The 21,544-nt window shown below is 33.2% G+C and carries 13 protein-coding genes and 1 pseudogene; 10 read left to right on the forward strand and 4 right to left on the reverse strand.

Annotated elements, in window-relative coordinates; genetic code table 11:
• Positions 1-110: 110 nt before the first annotated feature.
• From mutS to MKO96_RS12040, 3 genes are all read left to right on the forward strand, one after another.
• Positions 111-2,783: a DNA mismatch repair protein MutS gene (gene mutS, locus MKO96_RS12030; RefSeq protein ID WP_240587531.1), complete on the forward strand. Its 2,673-nt coding sequence runs from the start codon at positions 111-113 to the stop codon at positions 2,781-2,783.
• A gap of 8 nt (positions 2,784-2,791) precedes the next feature.
• Positions 2,792-4,735 carry a DNA mismatch repair endonuclease MutL gene (gene mutL, locus MKO96_RS12035; RefSeq protein ID WP_240587532.1) on the forward strand — a complete coding sequence of 648 codons (1,944 nt, stop codon included), beginning with the start codon at positions 2,792-2,794 and terminating at the stop codon, positions 4,733-4,735.
• A 252-nt stretch (positions 4,736-4,987) separates the two neighbouring features.
• Entirely contained in the window at positions 4,988-5,974 is a 987-nt protein-coding gene (locus MKO96_RS12040; RefSeq protein WP_240587533.1) for a choloylglycine hydrolase family protein, read from the forward strand.
• Between the two features lie 456 nt (positions 5,975-6,430).
• On the opposite strand, the gene MKO96_RS12045 is transcribed toward MKO96_RS12040, so the two are convergent.
• Positions 6,431-6,616, reverse strand: coding sequence for a hypothetical protein (locus tag MKO96_RS12045; protein WP_000461131.1), 186 nt, complete (start codon positions 6,614-6,616; stop codon positions 6,431-6,433).
• Positions 6,617-7,098: 482 nt separating this feature from the next.
• On the opposite strand from MKO96_RS12045, the gene MKO96_RS12050 reads away from it, so the two are divergent.
• Complete coding sequence (locus tag MKO96_RS12050) at positions 7,099-9,882, forward strand: dynamin family protein (RefSeq protein WP_240587534.1); 2,784 nt, start codon at positions 7,099-7,101, stop codon at positions 9,880-9,882.
• Positions 9,883-9,980: 98 nt separating this feature from the next.
• Here the strand turns inward: MKO96_RS12050 and MKO96_RS12055 are convergent, their stop codons facing one another.
• The 3 genes from MKO96_RS12055 to MKO96_RS12065 all read right to left on the reverse strand — a co-directional run bounded on the left by MKO96_RS12055 (position 9,981) and on the right by MKO96_RS12065 (position 14,773).
• Complete coding sequence (locus MKO96_RS12055) at positions 9,981-11,900, reverse strand: LTA synthase family protein (RefSeq protein ID WP_240587535.1); 1,920 nt, start codon at positions 11,898-11,900, stop codon at positions 9,981-9,983.
• A gap of 466 nt (positions 11,901-12,366) precedes the next feature.
• The gene (locus MKO96_RS12060; RefSeq protein ID WP_240587536.1) at positions 12,367-13,704 is read right to left on the reverse strand and encodes an NAD(P)/FAD-dependent oxidoreductase; all 1,338 of its coding nucleotides are present in this window, start codon (positions 13,702-13,704) and stop codon (positions 12,367-12,369) included.
• 265 nt (positions 13,705-13,969) lie between these two features.
• Positions 13,970-14,773, reverse strand: coding sequence for a cell wall hydrolase (locus MKO96_RS12065; protein ID WP_240587537.1), 804 nt, complete (start codon positions 14,771-14,773; stop codon positions 13,970-13,972).
• A 282-nt stretch (positions 14,774-15,055) separates the two neighbouring features.
• On the opposite strand from MKO96_RS12065, the gene MKO96_RS12070 reads away from it, so the two are divergent.
• From MKO96_RS12070 to bshB2, 6 genes and pseudogenes are all read left to right on the forward strand, one after another.
• Positions 15,056-16,894, forward strand: a complete 1,839-nt coding sequence (locus MKO96_RS12070) for a S8 family peptidase (protein WP_240587538.1) — start codon at positions 15,056-15,058, stop codon at positions 16,892-16,894.
• Between the two features lie 174 nt (positions 16,895-17,068).
• A complete protein-coding gene (locus MKO96_RS12075; protein WP_240587539.1) occupies positions 17,069-18,049 on the forward strand; it encodes a phosphatidylinositol-specific phospholipase C in 981 nt (326 codons plus the stop codon).
• A 239-nt stretch (positions 18,050-18,288) separates the two neighbouring features.
• Complete coding sequence (locus MKO96_RS12080; protein WP_240587540.1) at positions 18,289-20,004, forward strand: methyl-accepting chemotaxis protein; 1,716 nt, start codon at positions 18,289-18,291, stop codon at positions 20,002-20,004.
• Positions 20,005-20,130: 126 nt separating this feature from the next.
• Positions 20,131-20,398: pseudogene (locus tag MKO96_RS12085) on the forward strand (UTRA domain-containing protein); the annotation flags it as partial.
• 209 nt (positions 20,399-20,607) lie between these two features.
• Positions 20,608-20,799, forward strand: coding sequence for a hypothetical protein (locus tag MKO96_RS12090; protein WP_087981623.1), 192 nt, complete (start codon positions 20,608-20,610; stop codon positions 20,797-20,799).
• Between the two features lie 53 nt (positions 20,800-20,852).
• Positions 20,853-21,533, forward strand: coding sequence for a bacillithiol biosynthesis deacetylase BshB2 (bshB2, locus tag MKO96_RS12095; protein WP_240587582.1), 681 nt, complete (start codon positions 20,853-20,855; stop codon positions 21,531-21,533).
• The last annotated feature ends 11 nt before the right edge of the window (positions 21,534-21,544 follow it).

Consider the following 21,544-nt stretch of genomic DNA (forward strand, 5'->3'; position numbering starts at 1 on the left):
TATGAAATGTGCTATAATGAGGAAAGACTCCTGAAATAGGAGATATGGATGTCCGTGAAGTGTGACATATATGAAAATTGATTACTATGTAAGAATTATGGAGGAAAAGTATGACGCAATATACCCCTATGATACAGCAATATTTAAAGGTTAAGGCAGACTATCAAGATGCCTTTTTATTTTTCCGATTAGGTGATTTTTATGAAATGTTCTTTGAAGATGCGGTTAAAGCAGCTCATGAACTTGAAATTACATTAACGAGCCGAGATGGTGGTAGTAGTGATCGTATACCGATGTGCGGTGTACCGCATCATGCAGCTAAAAATTATATTGAACAACTTGTTGAAAAAGGATATAAAGTAGCTGTTTGTGAGCAAGTGGAAGATCCAAAAACAGCTAAAGGTGTAGTGCGCCGTGAAGTCGTACAACTAATTACGCCAGGAACGATGATGGAAGGGCGTACTATTGATGAGAAAGAAAATAACTTCTTAGCAGCATTAACACATTTTGAAGATGGATCGTATGCTTTAGCTTGTAATGATTTAACGACTGGACAAAATACAGTAACGTTGTTAACAGGTTCAGTAGAAGATATTTTATTAGAAGTGTATGCAACTGGTTCAAAAGAAATTGTTGTAGATTCTACATTTTCAAAAGATGAATTAAATAAATTGACTGCAACATTAAAAATGACGATTTCGTATGAAGATGCAACAACGATTCCGGAAGGGTTAGAACATCTTGTAAAAAACGTGTCGCAAGCAAAGTTAATTAAAGCAGTTGGACGCTTATTTAACTATGTGATAAGAACGCAAAAACGTTCGTTAGACCATTTGCAACCAGTGGAAATTTATTATACGAACCAGTTTATGAAAATTGATGTGCATTCAAAGCGAAATTTAGAGCTGACAGAAACACTTCGAACGAAAGAAAAAACAGGATCATTATTATGGCTATTAGATAAAACGAAAACAGCTATGGGTGGTCGTATGTTAAAACAGTGGATGGAACGTCCGCTAATCCAAAAAGAAAAGGTAGAAGAGCGTTTAGAAATGGTTGAAACATTTGTAAATGATTACTTCTTACGTGAAGATTTAAAAGAAAAATTAAAAGAAGTATATGATTTAGAACGTTTAGCAGGGAAAGTTGCATTTGGTAATGTGAATGCACGGGACTTATTACAGTTAAGACGATCTTTACTTCAAGTACCAGCTATTTTAGAAGCGATTAGTCTGTTAGATAATGCTTATGCAGCAAGGTTAATTCAAGGTGCGGATCCATGTGAGAGCTTAACTGAATTGTTAGGAAGAAGTATTCAAGAAAACCCACCGCTTTCTATTAAAGATGGAGATATTATTAAAGACGGCTATAATGACAAGCTTGATCAATATCGTTACGTTAGTAAAAACGGGAAAACGTGGATCGCTGAGCTTGAAAAAAGAGAGCGTGATATTACAGGAGTTAAATCATTAAAAATCGGGTACAACCGTATTTTCGGCTACTACATTGAAGTGACGAAGGCGAATCTTACAGCACTTCCAGAAGGCCGCTATGAGCGTAAACAAACGCTTGCTAATGCGGAACGTTTCATTACAGATGAATTAAAAGAAAAAGAAACATTAATCTTAGAAGCAGAAGAGAAAATTGTACAATTAGAATACGATTTATTTACAGCGCTTCGCGAAGAAGTCAAAGTATTTATTCCGAAATTACAACATTTAGCGAAAGTAATTAGTGAATTAGACGTACTGCAAAGTTTCGCGACAGTTAGTGAAGAAGAACAGTTTGTAAAACCTGTTTTAACAACTAAGCGCGAAATCTTTATTAAAGATGGTCGTCATCCTGTCGTTGAAAAAGTATTGAACGGGAAATTGTATGTACCGAATGATTGTATTATGCCGGAGAAGATGGATGTCTTTTTAATTACAGGACCGAACATGTCTGGTAAAAGTACGTATATGAGACAATTAGCCCTTGTAACTGTTATGTCACAGATTGGTTGTTTCGTACCAGCAACAGAAGCGGTATTACCTGTATTCGATCAAATCTTTACGAGAATTGGTGCAGCGGATGATTTAATTTCGGGTCAAAGTACATTTATGGTCGAAATGTTAGAAGCGAAAAATGCAATTGCAAATGCATCAGAAAGAAGTTTAATTTTATTCGATGAAATTGGACGCGGTACATCTACGTATGATGGTATGGCACTTGCACAAGCAATCATTGAACATATTCATGACCAAATTGGTGCGAAAACGTTATTCTCTACGCATTATCATGAATTGACGGTGCTAGAAGAAAGTTTAGGACAATTGAAGAATGTACACGTTTCAGCTATTGAAGAGAACGGAAAAGTAGTATTCCTTCATAAAATTCAAGATGGAGCAGCTGATAAAAGTTACGGAATTCACGTTGCGCAACTTGCGGAGCTTCCAGATAGCTTAATCGCTCGTGCGAAAGAAGTGTTAGCGCAACTAGAAGGACAAGAAGAAATTATTATTCCAAAGCGTACAGAAGTGAAAGTACAAGAAGTGGCTCCAGAACCAGCTGTTGTAAAAGAAGAACCAGCAGAAATACAAGAGACGAAAGTAGAGACTGAGGAAGAATCGCAATTATCATTCTTTGGTGGAGAACAGTCTTCGAAAAAACAAGACAAGTCAGTTCTAGATGCAAAAGAAACGGCAGTACTTGCGCAAATTAAAAAAATTGATTTACTTGATATGACACCTTTAGAGGCGATGAACGAATTGTATCGCTTGCAGAAAAAGTTAAAGAAAGGATGAGTAAGTAGATGGGGAAAATTCGCAAACTCGATGATCAACTCTCTAACTTAATTGCGGCAGGGGAAGTAGTAGAGCGCCCTGCTTCAGTCGTAAAAGAACTTGTGGAAAATTCTATCGATGCGAATAGTACATCTATTGAAATCCACTTAGAAGAAGCTGGTTTATCAAAAATTCGCATCATTGATAATGGGGATGGCATTGCAGAAGAAGATTGTATCGTCGCTTTTGAACGACATGCGACGAGCAAAATTAAAGATGAAAACGATCTGTTTCGCATTAGAACACTCGGTTTCCGCGGTGAGGCATTGCCGAGTATTGCTTCAGTTAGTGAATTAGAATTAATCACTAGCACAGGTGATGCACCTGGTACACACCTTATGATTAAAGGTGGAGACATTATAAAGCAGGAGAAAACAGCGAGTCGAAAAGGAACAGATATTACAGTACAAAACTTATTCTTTAATACACCAGCGCGTCTTAAATATATGAAAACCATTCATACAGAGCTTGGGAATATTACAGATATCGTGTATCGTATCGCAATGTCACACCCAGAAGTATCGTTAAAGCTGTTTCATAATGAAAAGAAATTGCTTCACACATCAGGAAATGGTGATGTAAGACAAGTACTTGCATCAATTTACAGTATTCAAGTTGCGAAGAAGCTTATTCCAATTGAAGCTGAATCTTTAGATTTCACAATTAAAGGTTATGTAACATTACCAGAAGTAACGAGAGCATCTCGAAATTATATGTCAACAATCGTAAATGGTCGCTATGTTCGAAATTTCGTATTAATGAAAGCCATTCAGCAAGGATACCATACATTATTGCCAGTCGGACGATATCCAATCGGCTTCCTATCGATTGAAATGGATCCAATGCTTGTTGACGTTAACGTACATCCAGCGAAATTAGAAGTTCGTTTTAGTAAAGAACAAGAATTGCTAAAGCTTATCGAAGAAACATTGCAATCGGCATTCAAAAAAATACAGCTCATTCCAGATGCAGGTGTAACAACGAAGAAAAAAGAAAAAGATGAAAGTGTGCAAGAACAGTTCAAGTTTGAGCATGCGAAGCCGAAAGAGCCATCTATGCCGGACATTATTTTACCGACTGGCATGGATGAAAAACGAGAAGAACCACTGGCAGTGAAACAGCCAGCACAACTGTGGCAACCGCCGAAACAAGAATGGCAGCCACCACAGTCGCTCGTAAGAGAAGAACAAAGTTGGCAGCCATCTACTAAACCGATAATGGAAGAAACAATTCGAGAAGAGCAATCGTGGAACAGTAACGATGAAGACTTTGAATTAGAGGAATTGGAAGAAGAAGTTCAGGAAATAGAAGAGATTGAAATGAACGGTAATGACTTACCACCGCTTTATCCAATTGGACAAATGCATGGAACATATATTTTCGCTCAAAATGATAAAGGCTTATATATGATTGACCAACATGCCGCGCAGGAACGTATTAATTATGAATACTTCCGTGATAAAGTAGGAAGAGTAGCGCAAGAAGTACAAGAACTACTTGTACCGTACCGTATTGACCTATCTCTTACTGAATTTTTACGTGTCGAAGAGCAACTAGAAGAACTGAAAAAAGTTGGACTGTTCTTGGAGCAATTCGGTCATCAATCCTTTATCGTCCGCTCACATCCAACATGGTTTCCAAAAGGACAAGAAACAGAAATTATCGACGAAATGATGGAACAAGTTGTCAAACTAAAAAAAGTTGATATTAAAAAATTACGTGAAGAAGCAGCCATCATGATGAGCTGTAAAGCATCTATTAAAGCAAATCAATATTTAACGAACGATCAAATATTTGCTTTACTGGAAGAACTACGTACAACAACAAACCCGTATACATGCCCGCACGGAAGACCAATTCTTGTGCATCATTCTACTTATGAGTTGGAGAAGATGTTTAAGAGGGTTATGTAGGGATACTGTTCATAGAGAAAAATGATTTCTGGTTATTTTAGTAAAATATAGAATTATATGAAAAAGGAGCGATAGTAACAAGTCGCTCCTTTTTCATATAATTCTTTTGCAACTATAAACTAGAGATAACCTCAACCTATTTGTAATGTATATGTGCTTTCTCATTTTTTTTGTAAGGAAAGAGGTTTTTAATTTACAGATTTATCAGAATTATGTAAAGTGTAGATAAAACCATAAAATGGGGTGTTCTTTATGTGTACGAGTTTGACATTACAGACAAAAAACGGTCAGCATCTTTTGGCAAGAACGATGGATTTTACATTAGATATGAATCAAGAAGTAATAATCATTCCACGGCATTACCAATGGAATAATATAACTGGTGAAATCATTAATACGAAACATGCTACGGTCGGAATGGGAATTAATCATCAAGGAAGGATCATTATGGCGGACGGAGTAAATGAAGCAGGTATGACATGTGCAACACTCTATTTTCCAGGATTCGCAACTTATAGTCAAAGCATAGATGACAACAAAACGAATTTGGCTCCATTTGATTTTGTGACTTGGAGTCTCACACAATTCAATTCTGTCAAAGAGTTAAAGAAATCTGTAGATAGCATTACCTTTTTGGATATACCATTACCGGATTTAGGACTTACACCACCACTACATTGGATTTTAGCGGATAAATGGGGAGATTGCATTGTACTGGAGCCGACAAATGAAGGATTAAAAATGCATGACAACCCACTAGGAGTGATGACGAATAGTCCGGAGTTTAGTTGGCATTTACAAAATTTAAGACAATATATTGGCCTTAAATCGCAGCCATTCGCGCCAACAGAGTGGAGTAATGTACCATTAAGTGCTTTTGGTCAGGGTTCAGGCTCAATGGGACTTCCAGGAGATTTCACCCCGCCATCAAGGTTTGTGCGGGCAGCATATGGCAAACAAAACATTCAAGGTATAGATAGTGAAGAAGAGGGAGTATCGGCTCTATTTCATATCTTATCAAATTGCGAAGTTCCTAAAGGCGGAGTAATAACAGAAGAAGGTGCATTAGATAATACCATTTATACAAGCGTAATGTGTATGGAGTCCGGAACATATTATTATCATACCTACGATTGTAGACAAATTATAGCCATTCATTTATTTCATGAAAATTTAGATACAGATGAGATTAAAGCCTATCCATTCCAACGGAAACAAAAAATATTTTATGAAAACTAAGTAGCTTTGAAACAACGCTTGGTAAATTTTAAAATATATATAATAGAGCAATAATGGCCTATATAATTCTTGGGTGCTTCTTTAACTTTGTAATCCATCATAAATCTACTCCTTTCTCCAATGACTCCAACCAGTAAAATTCTGCTGGTAGGAGCATTGGCTAAGAAACTTACTTTTTTATTAAACTAGCTTTTATTTCTTCTAGAAGGTCCATTAAAGTGCTATTAGGTAAAATAAGCATGGACGTACTCCATTTATAAATAGTAAAGAACAAAAAAGGTGTGGAAAATATCCATACCTTTTTTGTTCTTCTATTATCTATGTATAAAAAAGCGCCGTATATCAGCACTTTTTAAAAATACGTGGATTGTATAAGAAAGATTTATATATTACCTATAACTATGCAAGGTCTAATATAGATTCTTATTTGATTAATTGTTATAAAAGTGTATAAGGTTATTTGTTTTTATTATTATTAATTTTTTCCGTATATAACACCTGTTCTTTATAGTGTTTTTTAATTGGGAAAGTATGTGTACCAGAGCCGTTTTTGTATGTTTTATTGATGGGGTTTTTTAGAGGGATTGTTGTAGTTTCAGTAAATTCATATGGGTAGTTTATTTTAGATTTATCTTCAAACATGAAAATGCCTCCTTTTAGGATTTCCTGAATTCTTTACTATAACATGATATGCATATAGATTTTTTTTGGACTAGTTATTTATAGAGGTTAATGGAATTAAATTACGTAACTACTGAAATATTTTAAAGGAAAACAATGTGAGAAATATATGATAATGCTTCTTTTATTTATTAGGGAAAGAAATATTGCATATATATTCGTTATAAATTGTTTTTATAATATGGTTTATATAGACTTTTCCTGATAATATAATGCGGGAGATTATAGTCTTATTAGGTTATTAGGAACATTTAATGCTGTTTCACAACTGAAAGGAAAATGAAAAAAAACTGAAACTTTTCTCATAAAAATTCAATCTAACTTGAAAAATGAAAGGAAAATGAAATTTTCCAAAAGATATTCTTTGTTAAGATAAAAAGCATACATACAAAAAGTATTGACATATCTGAAAAATGTATTTTCAAGATATAGTGGGGGAAAAGATGAGAGTAGAAAAACAATTAATAAAAAAGATGTATTATGAAACATTCCTAATGGAGAATGAAACAAAATCACCTCTTGACGTACTTGGAGAAGCTTATGTAAACGAAGAAAGAAATGAGATTTCTGATGGATCTTACATTCGCTTTGCACAAGGTGAATTTTATTATCGCCATCAAGATTTTGAAGCAGCTATTTTTAAATGGGAGAAAGTTAGTAATGAATTAGCACCATGGGCACAAAAAAATATTGCCGATGCTTATTTCGAGCTTAATCAATTACCAGTTGCTGAAAATGTTTATACTTCCATTACTACTGATAATATAATATTGATGACGGAGATTAGATTACAATTACTTTCTCTTTACATAGAGCAAAATAATTTTGACTCTGCTTTCGCTGTTATTAAAGAAGCAGTTTCTTTAAATCCAGATTATCCAAATGTCACAAAAATTGCCCGTTCCTTTTATGAGGAGCAGCAAGATTTTGATAGTGCAGTAGAGCTTGCTGTGAATGAGCTAATTCGAACAGAATCTTATCCGTGGTTTGAGGTTTTAAAAGGATATATCGATAAAAGATTTACTAAACATATTTCACCAGATTATTTTTATGAAGTATTAGTTACGTTAAATAATGTAGATCAAGTACAATTTACGCAAATGGTTTCATCACTTTGGAATAGTTATAAAAACGAACAAAATTACTTATTATGGCTTAACACAATAAATGAATTTTTCTTACATATTGAAATACATTCGTCCGATATATGGGACAAAATTTCTTCTCTTTACGAAGGAACGTACTTTGAATTAATTCAAGGTCAATATATCCTTAAACAATTGCACGATATCATTCCAAACTTGTTAACAAATTGGTTAAAGGTAGTCAATCCATCTTATGCTGTATTTCCATCAGCAGCTGTATTGGCATGGGATGAGATTTTCCCTTCTAAAATAGATTCAGCAAATATAAAACATGCGGAAAACCTGTTGTTATATTCTATTAATCATGTGGATGGCTTAGAGTATAGTTTGCATCTTTTTGAATCTATTACAGAGTGGGCACAAAAACATAATATAGAAATGGGTCACCGATTTAGATGGTTAGTTGGCGAGCTCGCAGATTTAAGCACAAATCGCATTTTAGTAACGGGAACTTCAGGAAACGGAAAAACTACATTTATTAACTCTATATTAGGAGAAAATATATTAGAAAAATCAATTTCAAATGTAGTAGTTTTAAAAAATGATGCGCACACAGAAATTAACGCCATAACAGACTCTACAATTACAACAACTGAAGATGTCTCCGATTACCATCATATGATGTCGCAGCACCATCAAACATATAGAGACAGAGCATGTGTTGAATTTAAATTACCATGCAGATTTTTAAGTGAAAATAAACTTACATTTGTAGTTACACCTGGATTTAATAGGAATAACGATACTAGAGATGAGGTATTCGAATATTTAAATTCTGTAGACGAATTGCTATTCGTATTGAATGCGGATTCACCTTTTACTGACAAAGAACGTGATATTCTATTAAGCATTCAAGAACATACACCAAATTTACAACTGCATTTCTTATTAAATAAAATCGATAACATTTACAGTGATGCAGAAGTGAAAAGAGTATTACATGATACGCAAGCGAGAATAAACACATATTTCCCGCATGCGAGAATTTTCCCTTACTCTTCGTTATATACAAGTAGTCAACAATTAAATGATTTAACGGAGTTTATTCATTTTAACTTTAATCATAAAAATATCGATGCAGCACGTACGGAGAAGCTATTGTTTTTCATTCGAAAAACAATTACATATCTATTGGATAAACGCGTTGAGAAAGAAAACAATTTAGTGGATTCTATTCATTGGAATGAAGATATGCTAGTGAAACTAAATGGTAGCATTAATAATCTTACTACTTTTGAGAAGGAAAAAATTCATTTCATTACAAAATCATATCGCACAATGAAAACGGAAATTACGAATGATCTTACTGAAAATATTCCGAAGATATTACAGAGTTGTTCGGATTTAATTAGTGAAGAAAGCGATTTCGGGCACATTGATACGGAACTAAATAAAGCGATGAATGAAAGAGTACATAAATATTTAGAACAAACTGTATTACCTAATTTTGCTCTTTCTATGCAAAATTGGATTGCGATTTCTAATAATGAGCTACTTCAAAGTCAATCGTACCTAGAAGAACTTAGTGAAGGACTTAATTCTTTATTTGGAGAAAATCGAATACAGTTAGAATGTGATTTTAAAGTGCTTGATGACTGGCGCAGAGATACTGACAGAATGACGACTAGAATACAAATGGATGAAGTAAATATTTTACGTCGCTTTACGCCAGCACAATTTTTACTGAAAAGTGCCGGTAAATTATTTGGAGTTCTTCCTAAAAACAAAGGTATGCTATATAATAAATACAAACAGTATGTAGAAAATGAAGATTATACCGAAGTAACGGCTTCTATTATGAAGAAATTTTTCTTGCAATTTGAGCTATTTGAAAACACGCAAGAGCGGGATATTAACATATTCTTTAGGAATCCATTTAACTCCTTGAAACAAGCTGTAGAAAACACTCATTTAGAAATACAAGAAAAACAAGAGATGTTACATAAGATGAAATCACAACCTGAAGTTTACCATGATTCTATCATGCTCTTTGAATTGAGATTACGTCAATGTGAAGTGATTTTAAATATAGGTGATGATCATACCTATACAGATGTAACTTTAGAAACAAACGTAGAATAAAAGTAAAATATACAAGGTTTTTATATGCCATTGCATCATGTGTTATAAGAGAGTAAAAGGGAGCAACTGTAATAAGTTGCTCCCTTTTCATATTTAGATTATTTTTCAGTCTCTTTAATTTTAGTTTGTACTTCGCCAGTTTTAATTTTATTACTTTCTGAGAAACGTAATAAATCGCCTTCAATAATTTTGTCAGACATTCGTAATTCATTTTGTGCACGGTTAATGAGTGCTTGCGCTTCTTTTTTTGGTAAATCTACAATTTCACCTGTTATGCGGTCATAGAAAGTGTTGTTTGTGTATACATACTTGTCTGTAATAAAGCTACCATCACGTAAAACAACAAAACCGGTATATTCATCTGAAAACATATCATGGCCAAAACGAATATCGTTCGTAATATCAATTCCTAATAAATTTAGAATCGTAGGTTTCATATCGATTTGTCCCGTAGGCTTTGAAATTGTTTGACCTTCTGTTTGGCCAGGCATATGAATATATAAAGGTGTGCGTTGTAAATTTAAAGTATCAAATTCTGTTATTTGATCTTTTTCTAAAAACTGTGCCATTGCGCGATTGTGTTTTTCAGAAATGCCATAATGATCACCATACAATACAATAATAGAATCATCATACATTCCTTCGGCTTTTAAGCGCTCAATAAATTTTTTAATTGATTCATCTAAGTAACGTGCTGTTACGATATACCGATCAAATACGCCATTACCAGAGTTGTATGGTTCAATGAATTTTGTATCTTCATCATACGTAAATGGATAATGGTTCGTTAAAGTAAGAAAACGAGCGTAAAATGGTTGATCAACAGTTTTTAATATATCTACTGATTGATCAAAGTATTCGATATCTTTTAATCCCCAATTTAAATTTGTTTCGGGTGTAATTTTGTAATCAAGTTCATTATAGTAACGATCATAACCGAGAGCAGAGTACATAATGTTACGATTCCAAAATGTTGCGTTATTCGCATGGAATACAGAAGTGAAATAACCTTGCTGACGTAAAATTTCTGGAGTCGCAGTATAATCATTGTTACCGTGCGTGAAAAATACAGCTCCTCGATTTAATGGATACAACGACGTATCGATTAGAAATTCAGAATCGGATGTTTTTCCTTGCCCAGTTTGATGGAAAAAGTTATCAAAGTAATAGCTTTCATTTATGAATTCATTCAAGAATGGTGTAACTTCTTGGCCATTGACTGATGCGCCTATTAAGAAGGTTTGCAGGGATTCAAGAGTAACGACAATTACGTTTTTTCCTTTCGCTGCACCAAACATGTTAGGGTTTGGCTCACTTTGGTTGGCCTTTACGTAATTTTCAGTTTCTTGTAATTTACTACTATCAGCAAGTGCCTTTTGTGATCCTGCTTTTACTTGCAGTGTTAAATCATATACTTGATGAGTATATAGTCCTAAATTTTTAACAAGCATGACTCGGTCGAATGATCGCGTTAATAGTTCAGGTCGTTCTTTTTCTGCAAGGTGTAGATTCGCAAAAAATACACCAAACGTTAAGAGAAAATATACGAGGCGTGCCGGATGAGTTACACGTCCTGTTTGGAAGACTAGTGCCTTCTTCTTTAACAAAATAAAGAAGAAAATAATGTCTACGAATGCGAGAATAATTTTGTAGTTCAATATTTCTATAATACTGCCGCCTAATTGGCCAAAGTTTGATGTTTGTCCAAGTACTGGTAACGTAACGAAATCACTATAAAAATCATAGAACATTACATTCCCAACAAGTACGATTGTTAATAAGAGATTAATACATAACGCTATATAATTTCGCTTTTCACCGGTTGCAAATAATGCTAATCCGACAAAAGCCAATGATGCAGCAAGAGGGCTAATAAACAAAATAAGCTCTTGTGTAGAAGACTCAATTTTTAAATCAAAACTGAATCTTGTAATGAGATATGTTTTTAACCATACTGCTAACGCAATTATTAAAACAAAGCTTATATTTTGCATTTGTAAATTGATTTTATTTTTCATTTTTACACCTTCTTTATACAATTTATTTAACTCGTGTTATATATTATGTTTTCATAACTATTAGAGTGTAATGAACCATTTAATGGTTTCTAAAGGTAATAATATGAAGTATTCATATACGTACAATGAGGAATTTTAAAGTATAAATCTATTTTTTAGAAACAGAGCAGAAAAAGTCATAGTTGTAGTAAAAAATACTTATAGACATCCTAACATATTAAACACTATGATGATGTTACAAAATATCGAACAAATGAAAGTGGAAATAAATAGAGGCTTTTAAAACTGTTGACATTCAATTTGTTAGAATTGAATGTCGATAGTTTTACCATACATAGTTATGTTACATATGTATCTCGTAAAATCCCGATTCTTGGCGGGATAATCATTAGCGGGGGAAGGACAAAGTACATAAATAAAGCGTTATGGAAGTTAAAATATTTGATTGCTATCTTAATGAAAGAAATTAAATATGAGATAAATATTTTCCAACATATAACCCACTTGCAGCAGCTTGAGATAATGAATGAGTGACGCCTGAACAATCTCCAACTAAAAATAGTCCATGCACACTTGTTTCAAAATGGTTATTGATTTTTATCGTAGGAGCATAGAACTTTCCGTCAATTCCATATAATAAAGTATCTTTATCGATCGGTTCTTGGATGAATTGTTCTAAGCGTAATAAAAACTCATTAAGCCCTTCAATATATAATGGAGGGATTTCTGTATGCAAATCTCCATAATCTCCTTGTAGTGTAGGCTGTATACGGTTATGTTTCATGCCGTTCTTTGTTGTAGGCTGTTTATTTAGTAAGTCCTCTAAGCGCTGTATAACAATCCGATCTCGTCCTTGGTTAATGTTTTTTATAATTGAACTTGCGTATATATTTGCTTCTTTGAGAGTTGAAAAATAGCGCGGGATAAATAAAGTGAAATTTAAGTTAGGTGTGCCAGTTCCTTTCTCTCGAAAATTTTGACCATCAGGCATAACTAAACCTTCTTCGTACTTTCTAATGATGTGTCCTTTTGGATTCATACAGTATGTAGTTGCGGTGAAGTGTTCATGCTCATAAGAAAGTTTTGTCTCAAATGTGTCTTTTAATATAGAACGTAATTGGTGTTCTTTCATCTCTACTCTAATCCCTAAATCTACACGGGTTTGCTCCTGAGAAATTTTAAGGGAAGTGCACATTTTTTTTAACCAATCCGCTCCGGAACGCCCAGTTGCAAATACTAGTTGCTTAGATTGAACTATTCCTTCATTTGTCTCTATTGTAAAATAATCTTTCTGTTTCATAATATGTTGTACATCTATATGAAATTGGATATTTATTTTCGTAAGTAAAAATTCATAGAGCTGCTGAAAAATTTTACTTGAAAGGGTAGTGCCAAGATGCCTTACTTCTGTTGTTAGCATTTGTAAACCACACGCTTCAGCTCTCGTATTGAGAGTTGGATTTTCTGTAGAGTATTTTGAAACAGAACTTCCTCCGAACTGACATAGAATTTCATCTACTTCAGCCATGAGTTGAATAAAGCTTTCTTTACCGACTTTTTGCTCAAGTTCTCCGCCAAATCCGTTTGTATAATTAAATTTCCCTTCAGATTTTCCTAAACCACCAAACCCGAAATATTTATCACATGTAGTACAAGTACACACTTTTCCTTCGTCTAAAGGACAATGGCGATCTTCTAGCGCTTTACCTTTATCAAGAATTAAAACCTTTTTGTTACTTTTAGCTAGTGAATAAGCCATAAAAATGCTACTTACTCCAGCGCCGATAATTGTAACATCATACATATTCTTTCACCTGCTAACGAATAGTTTGTTTTTATTTTTCTAGTGTATAACAATTTTATGAAGTTAAGAAATAGCTTTTATTAATAAAGAGGGAGTTTTTGAACTTGATGTTATTTTAATTTCTCCGAGTGGTGGGGTAAATACAAATGTTTTTATTTGAAAGAAGAAATAGTTATAAATGATCACTATGTCATATGATTAATAAAATCTAACATATAAAAAAACAGACCTTTCAAGTGAAGAGGTCTGTTAATGATTTCAACTCTTATTTAGCAAACACGTGGTTACCAATTACTGCTACTGTTTGACGTGTCGTAATCCATTTGTCTGTTGCTGTTTTTGGATTATAGAAATAAAGCCAATCAGAATGTATGCCATTTGTGGAGATAGCTTCTTCTACTGCCATTTTTGCTTCTGGGCTTGCAGGCTGATTAATTCTTCCATCTGTAACAGGAGTAAAGGCATATCCGTATTTAATAGGTTCATAAATAACGCCTGTTATTGTATTTGGAAAACCTTTTGTGTTTACACGATTTAGTATAACTTTTGCTACAGCTACTTTACCTTTATAGGATTCGCCACCTGCTTCAGCGGTAACTAAGCGTGCCATTAAGTCTTTTTCTTTTTCTAAAATGCTTGAGTTAATTTTTAAATGTTGTCCTGAATAAAGCTTGTTTCCGGCTGTATTGTTAATTTGCTTTATAGATTGAACGGTAACATTGTAACGCTTTGCTATCGTTTCTAATGAATCTCCCGGTTGTACTTGATAAATAATTTGTCTAGAAATGTTCGCAGGTTTTGGTTTGGCACTTTGACGAACGGTGATTTCATTTGAGTTCGTGGACCCTGGAATATTTAACTGTTCACCAATAAAGGTTTGATCGTTTCCTTTATTATTAGCTTGTTTAATGGATTGTATTGAAACCCCGTATTGTTTACTAATGCCCCAAAGTGTATCATTCTTTTTTACTGTATGAATGGTAGATGCTTCAGCTGTACTTTGATGACATACGAATGTAATTGCGGCTGCAAATATAGGGGTTATATGTTTTATTTTTAATAATTTCATTGTAAATCCTCCTAAGAAAAAATTAAGGTGAAACTGTTAAGTAATGTTTATATACGTTATATATTAATGTAAGTATATTAGCACATATAAAATAAATAATCATCAAAAGTTTCTTATTCATGTAGTGTAGAGTCCGAATATGAAATATTGCATATGAAAATACATTGAAGTTCATATTTCTGATTACTATAATCTATTTAGTAGAAAGGGAATACGTAATAGAAATAAAATTATTATAGACTAATATAATGATTAATAATTATTAATAGGAGGATTGATGTAATGAAAATATTTCAAAAAATGTGTGCGTCAACTGTAATCATTACAACACTTTTAGGAATAGGAGGCACTGTCAATAGTGTACATGCTGATTCTATAGAACAGCAGAGTAAATTAGGAATAGAACAAGAAACAGATAAGCAAATCATTGTGAAATTTAAAGCGGATTTGAAATTTCCATATGAAGATGGTATTGAAAAACAAATACAATCTCAAACGAACGATAAAGTAATAAAAGATCTTTTGACAGAATATCCAGATGTAACATTTACTCGTTTATTCACATCTGTAAGCCCGGAACAAATACAAAACCTTGAAGTGAAAGCACCCAATAATGTATCTACAAGTTTATTAAACTACTATATTCTTCAAACTCAAAATAGTGGGCATGAAGAACTAGTAGATAAGTTAAAGAGATCTTCTTTAATAGAAGATGTGTATATGAAGAAACAAGAAAAAATAACACCACCGGAGGTACAACCATTAAGTGTATCTTTTAATCCGAATAACAATCCTAGATATGAAAAACAAGGTTATCTTGAAGCAGCACCATACGGTATTAATGCGCCTTTCGCCTGGGGAGTTCAAGGCGGTAAGGGAAGCGATGTCACCTTTGTTGATATGGAATATGGATGGTTATTAAATCATGAGGATTTAGTACACCAAAATATTGAATTAATGTCTGGAATAAATATAGATCAACATGTCGGTCATGGGACGTCTGTATTAGGAATTGTATCCTCTGAGGACAATAAAGTTGGGAATATTGGGATTGCGCCAAAAGCAAAAGCAAAGGTGATTTCTCAAATAAGAGATAACGGACAGTATAATACAGCTGATGCAATATTAAGTGCTGTGAATCAGTTAGAAGCTGGGGATGTTTTATTATTAGAGGCACAGGCTTCCTTTGATGGATACGGTGATAAATATTTACCTGTTGAGGTACAACCAGATATCTTTGATGCAATTCGTGCTGGTACAGATAAAGGTGTTGTCATTATAGAAGCTGGAGCAAATGGTTGGAATGATTTAGATCAATTTAAAGATAGAAATGGTAAACAAATTTTAAATCGTAATAGTAAAGATTTTAAAGATTCAGGTGCAATTATGGTAGGAGCGGGCTCCTCATCTTTCCCTCATGAGCGTATGTGGTTTTCGAATTATGGAAGCCGTATTGATGTGTATGGCTGGGGAGAAAACGTAGATACAACTACAGCTGAGCAAAGTAGAAGTGCTGTAAATCTTTATACTACAAGCTTTAGTGGAACATCTAGTGCTTCGCCAATTATTGCTGGGGCAGCGACTTTAGTACAAAGCATTGCTAAAAAAAATTTAGGACAACCGTATAGACCAAGTGAATTAAGAACGATATTAAGTAACCATAACACTGGAACGAAATCTAAAAATCCATATGCAGATAAAATTGGTGTTTTACCAGATTTGAAGTCTATACTAGTAAACTTAGGGTATGAACAAAGAGAACCGAACGGTGGGAATGAGTTACAAGTAACAGAAAATGAACCAAATAATGAACCTAGACAGGCAAATAAAGTTAACTTTCATACACCAATGAAAGGAACACTACATAATCGTGATAAGGTAGATGTATTTACTTTCCAAATTGACTCGCCAGAAAATATTAATATTTCTCTACTAAATGAACAAAACATTGGAATGACATGGGTACTTCATCATGAATCAGATTTAAACAACTATGTAGCATATGGTGAAAATGAAGGGAATGTAGTTAAAGGAACTTATAATGCAAAGCCAGGTAAATATTATTTATATGTTTATAAGTATGAGAATAAAGATGGTTCATATATATTGAATATAAAATAAACGAAAGGAACTTCAGATGAAGTTCCTTTAAATTTTTCTAATTCATATGTGAATGATTTTTTAACTTTACTTTTATGCAATATTTCATATTGATGAAATATTATTTATTTTTTACTCAACAGATTATATTATATTCAATAAGTTTGATATAAAACGGAAAAAGGAGGAATAATAATGAGCAATAAGAAGTTTATTTTGAAATTATTCATATGTAGTATGATATTTATCACATCTGTATTTGCTTTACATGATAAGCAAGTCGTTGCAGCTAGCTCTGTTATTGAACTTGAAAATTGGTCAAAATGGATGCAGCCTATACCTGATAATGTCCCGTTAGCACGAATTTCAATTCCAGGAACACATGATAGTGGCACGTTCAAATTACAAAATCCAATAAAGCAAGTATGGGGAATGACGCAAGAGTATGATTTTCGTTATCAAATGGATCATGGAGCTCGCATTTTTGATATAAGAGGCCGTTTAACAGATGATAATACGATAGTTCTTCATCATGGGCCATTATATCTTTATGTAACACTGCATGAATTCATAAACGAAGCGAAACAATTTTTAAAAGATAACCCAAGTGAAACAATTATTATGTCTTTAAAAAAAGAGTATGAGGATATGAAAGGGGCAGAAGGTTCATTTAGTAATACGTTTGAAAAAAAATATTTTGTTGATCCTATCTTTTTAAAAACAGAAGGAAATATAAAACTTGGAGATGCTCGAGGGAAAATTGTACTACTAAAAAGATATAGTGGTAGTAATGAATCTGGAGGATATAATAATTTTTATTGGCCAGATAATGAGACGTTTACGACAACTGTAAATCAAAATGTAAATGTAACCGTACAAGATAAATATAAAGTGAGTTATGATGAGAAAGTAAAGTCTATTAAAGATACGATCAATGAAACGATGAACAATAGTGAGGATTTAAATCATCTATATGTTAATTTTACAAGCTTGTCTTCTGGTGGTACAGCGTGGAATAGTCCATATTATTATGCCTCTTATATAAATCCCGAAATTGCGGCATATATTAAACAAGAGGATCCAAAAAGAGTTGGTTGGGTGATCCAAGATTATGTTAGTGATAAGTGGTCACCGATTCTCTATCAAGAAGTTATAAGAACTAATAAGTCACTTTAAGTTTAACCATAACTTTATAGAAACAATGTAACGCTATAAAAGTCTTGTGGAATCCCCATAAGACTTTTTAGTATTTGATATTATAAGAATCAAAGTTCTTTGAATAGATTTATATAGTTAATTTAATAATTTAATAATTTAATGTAGTTATAAGATCGGTACGAAAAAAATGTCGATAAATGTCGATTATTATTGTAATATAAAACACATAAGTATAATATACAGATGAGGTGGATTTGTTGTTTTTTATTAAAAATAGTAAAATTGGAACGAAATTAAATGTGTTAGTCATTATATCGAGTTTGGCTTGTATTATGTTATCTTCTCTGGGGTTTTTAGGGCTTCAAAAAGGTGGAAATACATCTTCTAGTATGTATGACGAAAGGCTATTACCAATTGAATGGATAGGAACTGTAGAATCAAATTTTTACCATGTGAATATGAATTTTATGGAGATTATGATATCCAAAGATGAAAAAAGAATGAAAGAACTAATAACAGAAATGGATAAGACTAGGAAAGAAAATGATGAGTTATTAAAACAATTTGAAACTAGAATTAGTTCTCATAAAGAAAAGAGCTTGTATAATGCATTTCAAAGTCAATTCAAAGATTTAAGAATACAAATGAAGAAAGCACAGGACTTGGGACTGACTAATAATGAAGAAGCGTATAGCTATTATTTAAAAGAAATTGAGCCTAATATGGGAAAAACAATTCAGTCTATTCGTGAGCTTATTTTATATAATAATACCGCGGCTGAACAACTACAAAAAGAGAATATGAATAGTGTGAAAAATACAACAATAACATTTGTAATTATTTCATTTGTTGGAATTATAATAATCATTTTTATTGGTTTTATAATAAAAAATGCTATAAAAAAACCAATTGTATTATTACAAAAAGATATGGAACGAGTATCTGATGGAGATTTAACAATTCGAACTTCTTATAAATCCGAGAACGAATTAGGCCATATTGTACAATCCTTCAATAGTATGTTAGATAACTTGCAACAATTAGTCGGTCAGGTGAAGGTTACAGCGAAAGAAGTGATTATTTCAACTGAAAATATGCTACAAGAGACAAAAACGGCAGCACATATATCAAACGAGGTTGTTCGAACTACTTCTGAAATAAATAAAGAAATAGAGGGACAAGTGACTAGTATTCAAGAAAGTTCAACTGCGATGGAAGAAATTGCAACTGGAGTTCAAACAGTAGCTGAATCTTCAGCGATGGTTGCTGAAGTTGCTGTTGCAACAATCGACCAAGCAAATTCTGGTAGTGAAGTTATAAAACAATCTATTCGTCAAATGAATAGTGTGAATGAAGTTGTCGAAGAAACTTCTAAGGTCATTGATAGACTTGTTACACGTACACAACAAATTGAAGAAGCGCTAGATATTATTACTAATATTGCAGAACAAACGAATTTACTGGCCTTAAATGCTGCAATTGAGGCAGCACGCGCCGGAGAAAATGGAAAAGGATTTGCAGTAGTTGCAGCTGAAGTAAGAGGTCTGGCTGAGAAATCTAAAACGTCTGTAAATGATATAAATAATTTATTACGTTTTATACATAAAGATACACAGGATACAGTTCATGTAATGAAAAAAGGTCAACAACAGGCTAGTGGTGGTAAAGAAGCAGCATATAAGGCAGAACTCGCATTTTCATCTATTATGCAAGATATTAATAGAATAACGTCCCAAATTCAAGAAGTGTCTGCTGCCACAGAAGAAATGTCTGCTGGGACAGAAGAAGTGAATGCCTCTTTATCAATAGTTTCTGAAACTGCAACACAAGTCGCACAAGAAACGAATCAAACGGTACAATCAATTCAAGCACAAGCTACATTGATTCAAGAAATAACGACGAGATCTAATGAAATGAAAAAGAAAGTCGAAAATTTAGAAATGCTAATTTCACAATTCATTATTGAAGAATAAGTTTGTTAACATTTATCAGTAGTATAAACTTTAAGATACTCAATATAGTGCTGCGTTGCAAAATTTGAAAAAGGACCTTCAAATGAAACGAAAAAACTACCTACAGAAGAAGCGTTGATGAATCGATTTGAAGTAAGTTATTTTAAAAAGGATATTATTCTATATTTAAATATTCATTGAAGATTTACGATTAAATATCGGCTTTGCCGATAAAGTTATTAGTTGTGAAAAAGTAAAAAAAGAAAACGCGCAGCTGTTAGAATTAAATGAAGGTGATCCGGCGCTTATTATTGAAAATACAGTATGTCTTGTAAACGGGACAATTTTTGAGTTATCTCAATCGATGCTTCATTATGAAAAGACTAAACTTTTAAATCGAATTAATTTCAAATAAAAAAATAATTTATCGTGTGAAAAGCAACTGAGTCCAAAGTGATCAGTTGCTTTTTATTTTCAAAGTGGATGAGCAAAAAAATACAAAAGTGGTTGGTCCGTTTTTTGTAAACATCTATTATGATAAGAGAAGAAAGGTAGTATGTTATTAAAGGTTTAAAGAGGAAGTTCTTTATTAAAATAGATTGTCTTTAGAGAGGTGAAAATACAATGAGTTTTGCAATTTCACTAGTGGTTATTATTGTAATTGTATCGCTGTTTGGAACCGTGTTAGTTGCACGAAATGTGGAGGAGAATTACGGTAAGTCTACAAAGAAAAATGTGAAAAACTTATCAACTATTTATATTCTTCTTCTTTTCGTACTACTTGTTGGAGTAACGTGGTATGCGGTAGTGATTTAATAGTTTTGAAAGAAGAAGGTTAATATTGTGTATGATGGAGGAGTATGGTTTTGATAAAAAATGAACGCCACGTTTTAATTGTTTTTCCGCATCCAGATGATGAGTCATATTGCGTGGCAGGTACAATTTTAGCTTATGCGCAGCGAAATGTTCCTCTTACTTATGTTTGCTTAACGTTAGGTGAAATGGGGAGAACGATGGGAAACCCTCCTTTTGCAACACGTGAATCATTATATGTTATAAGAGAGAAGGAACTAAAGAGGGCTACAAATATTTTAGGGATTAAAGATGTACGTATGATGGGATATCGTGATAAAACCCTTGAATTTGAAACTCCCGGAGAGTTAAGACGTGTAATACAAAAATGTGTAGAAGAACTGAATCCTTCATTGGTCATTTCTTTTTATCCGGGATATGCAGTACACCCAGATCACGATGCAACAGGAGAAGCGGTGGCCGAGGCGTTGGCTAATATTCCGGAATATAAAAGGCCAACATTTTATGCGGTAGCTTTTTCGAAGAATCATGAAGCGGAAATAGGTCCTCCGCATTTTAAAAATGAAGTGAAAGAATATGTTCCAAAAAAGCTCGAGGCATTGCAAGCACATGCATCACAATTTGCGACGAAAGTAACGGAACTAAAAAGAGAGTATGAAGTAGGTGTACGGGAAACAGTAGAGTGGTTAGAAAAGGAACCATTTTGGATATATTCATTCAAAGATAAGAGTAAGTGACGTTATAGCTG

This window comes from Bacillus sp. ES1-5 (assembly GCF_022487605.1).
GTDB lineage: Bacteria > Bacillota > Bacilli > Bacillales > Bacillaceae_G > Bacillus_A > Bacillus_A wiedmannii.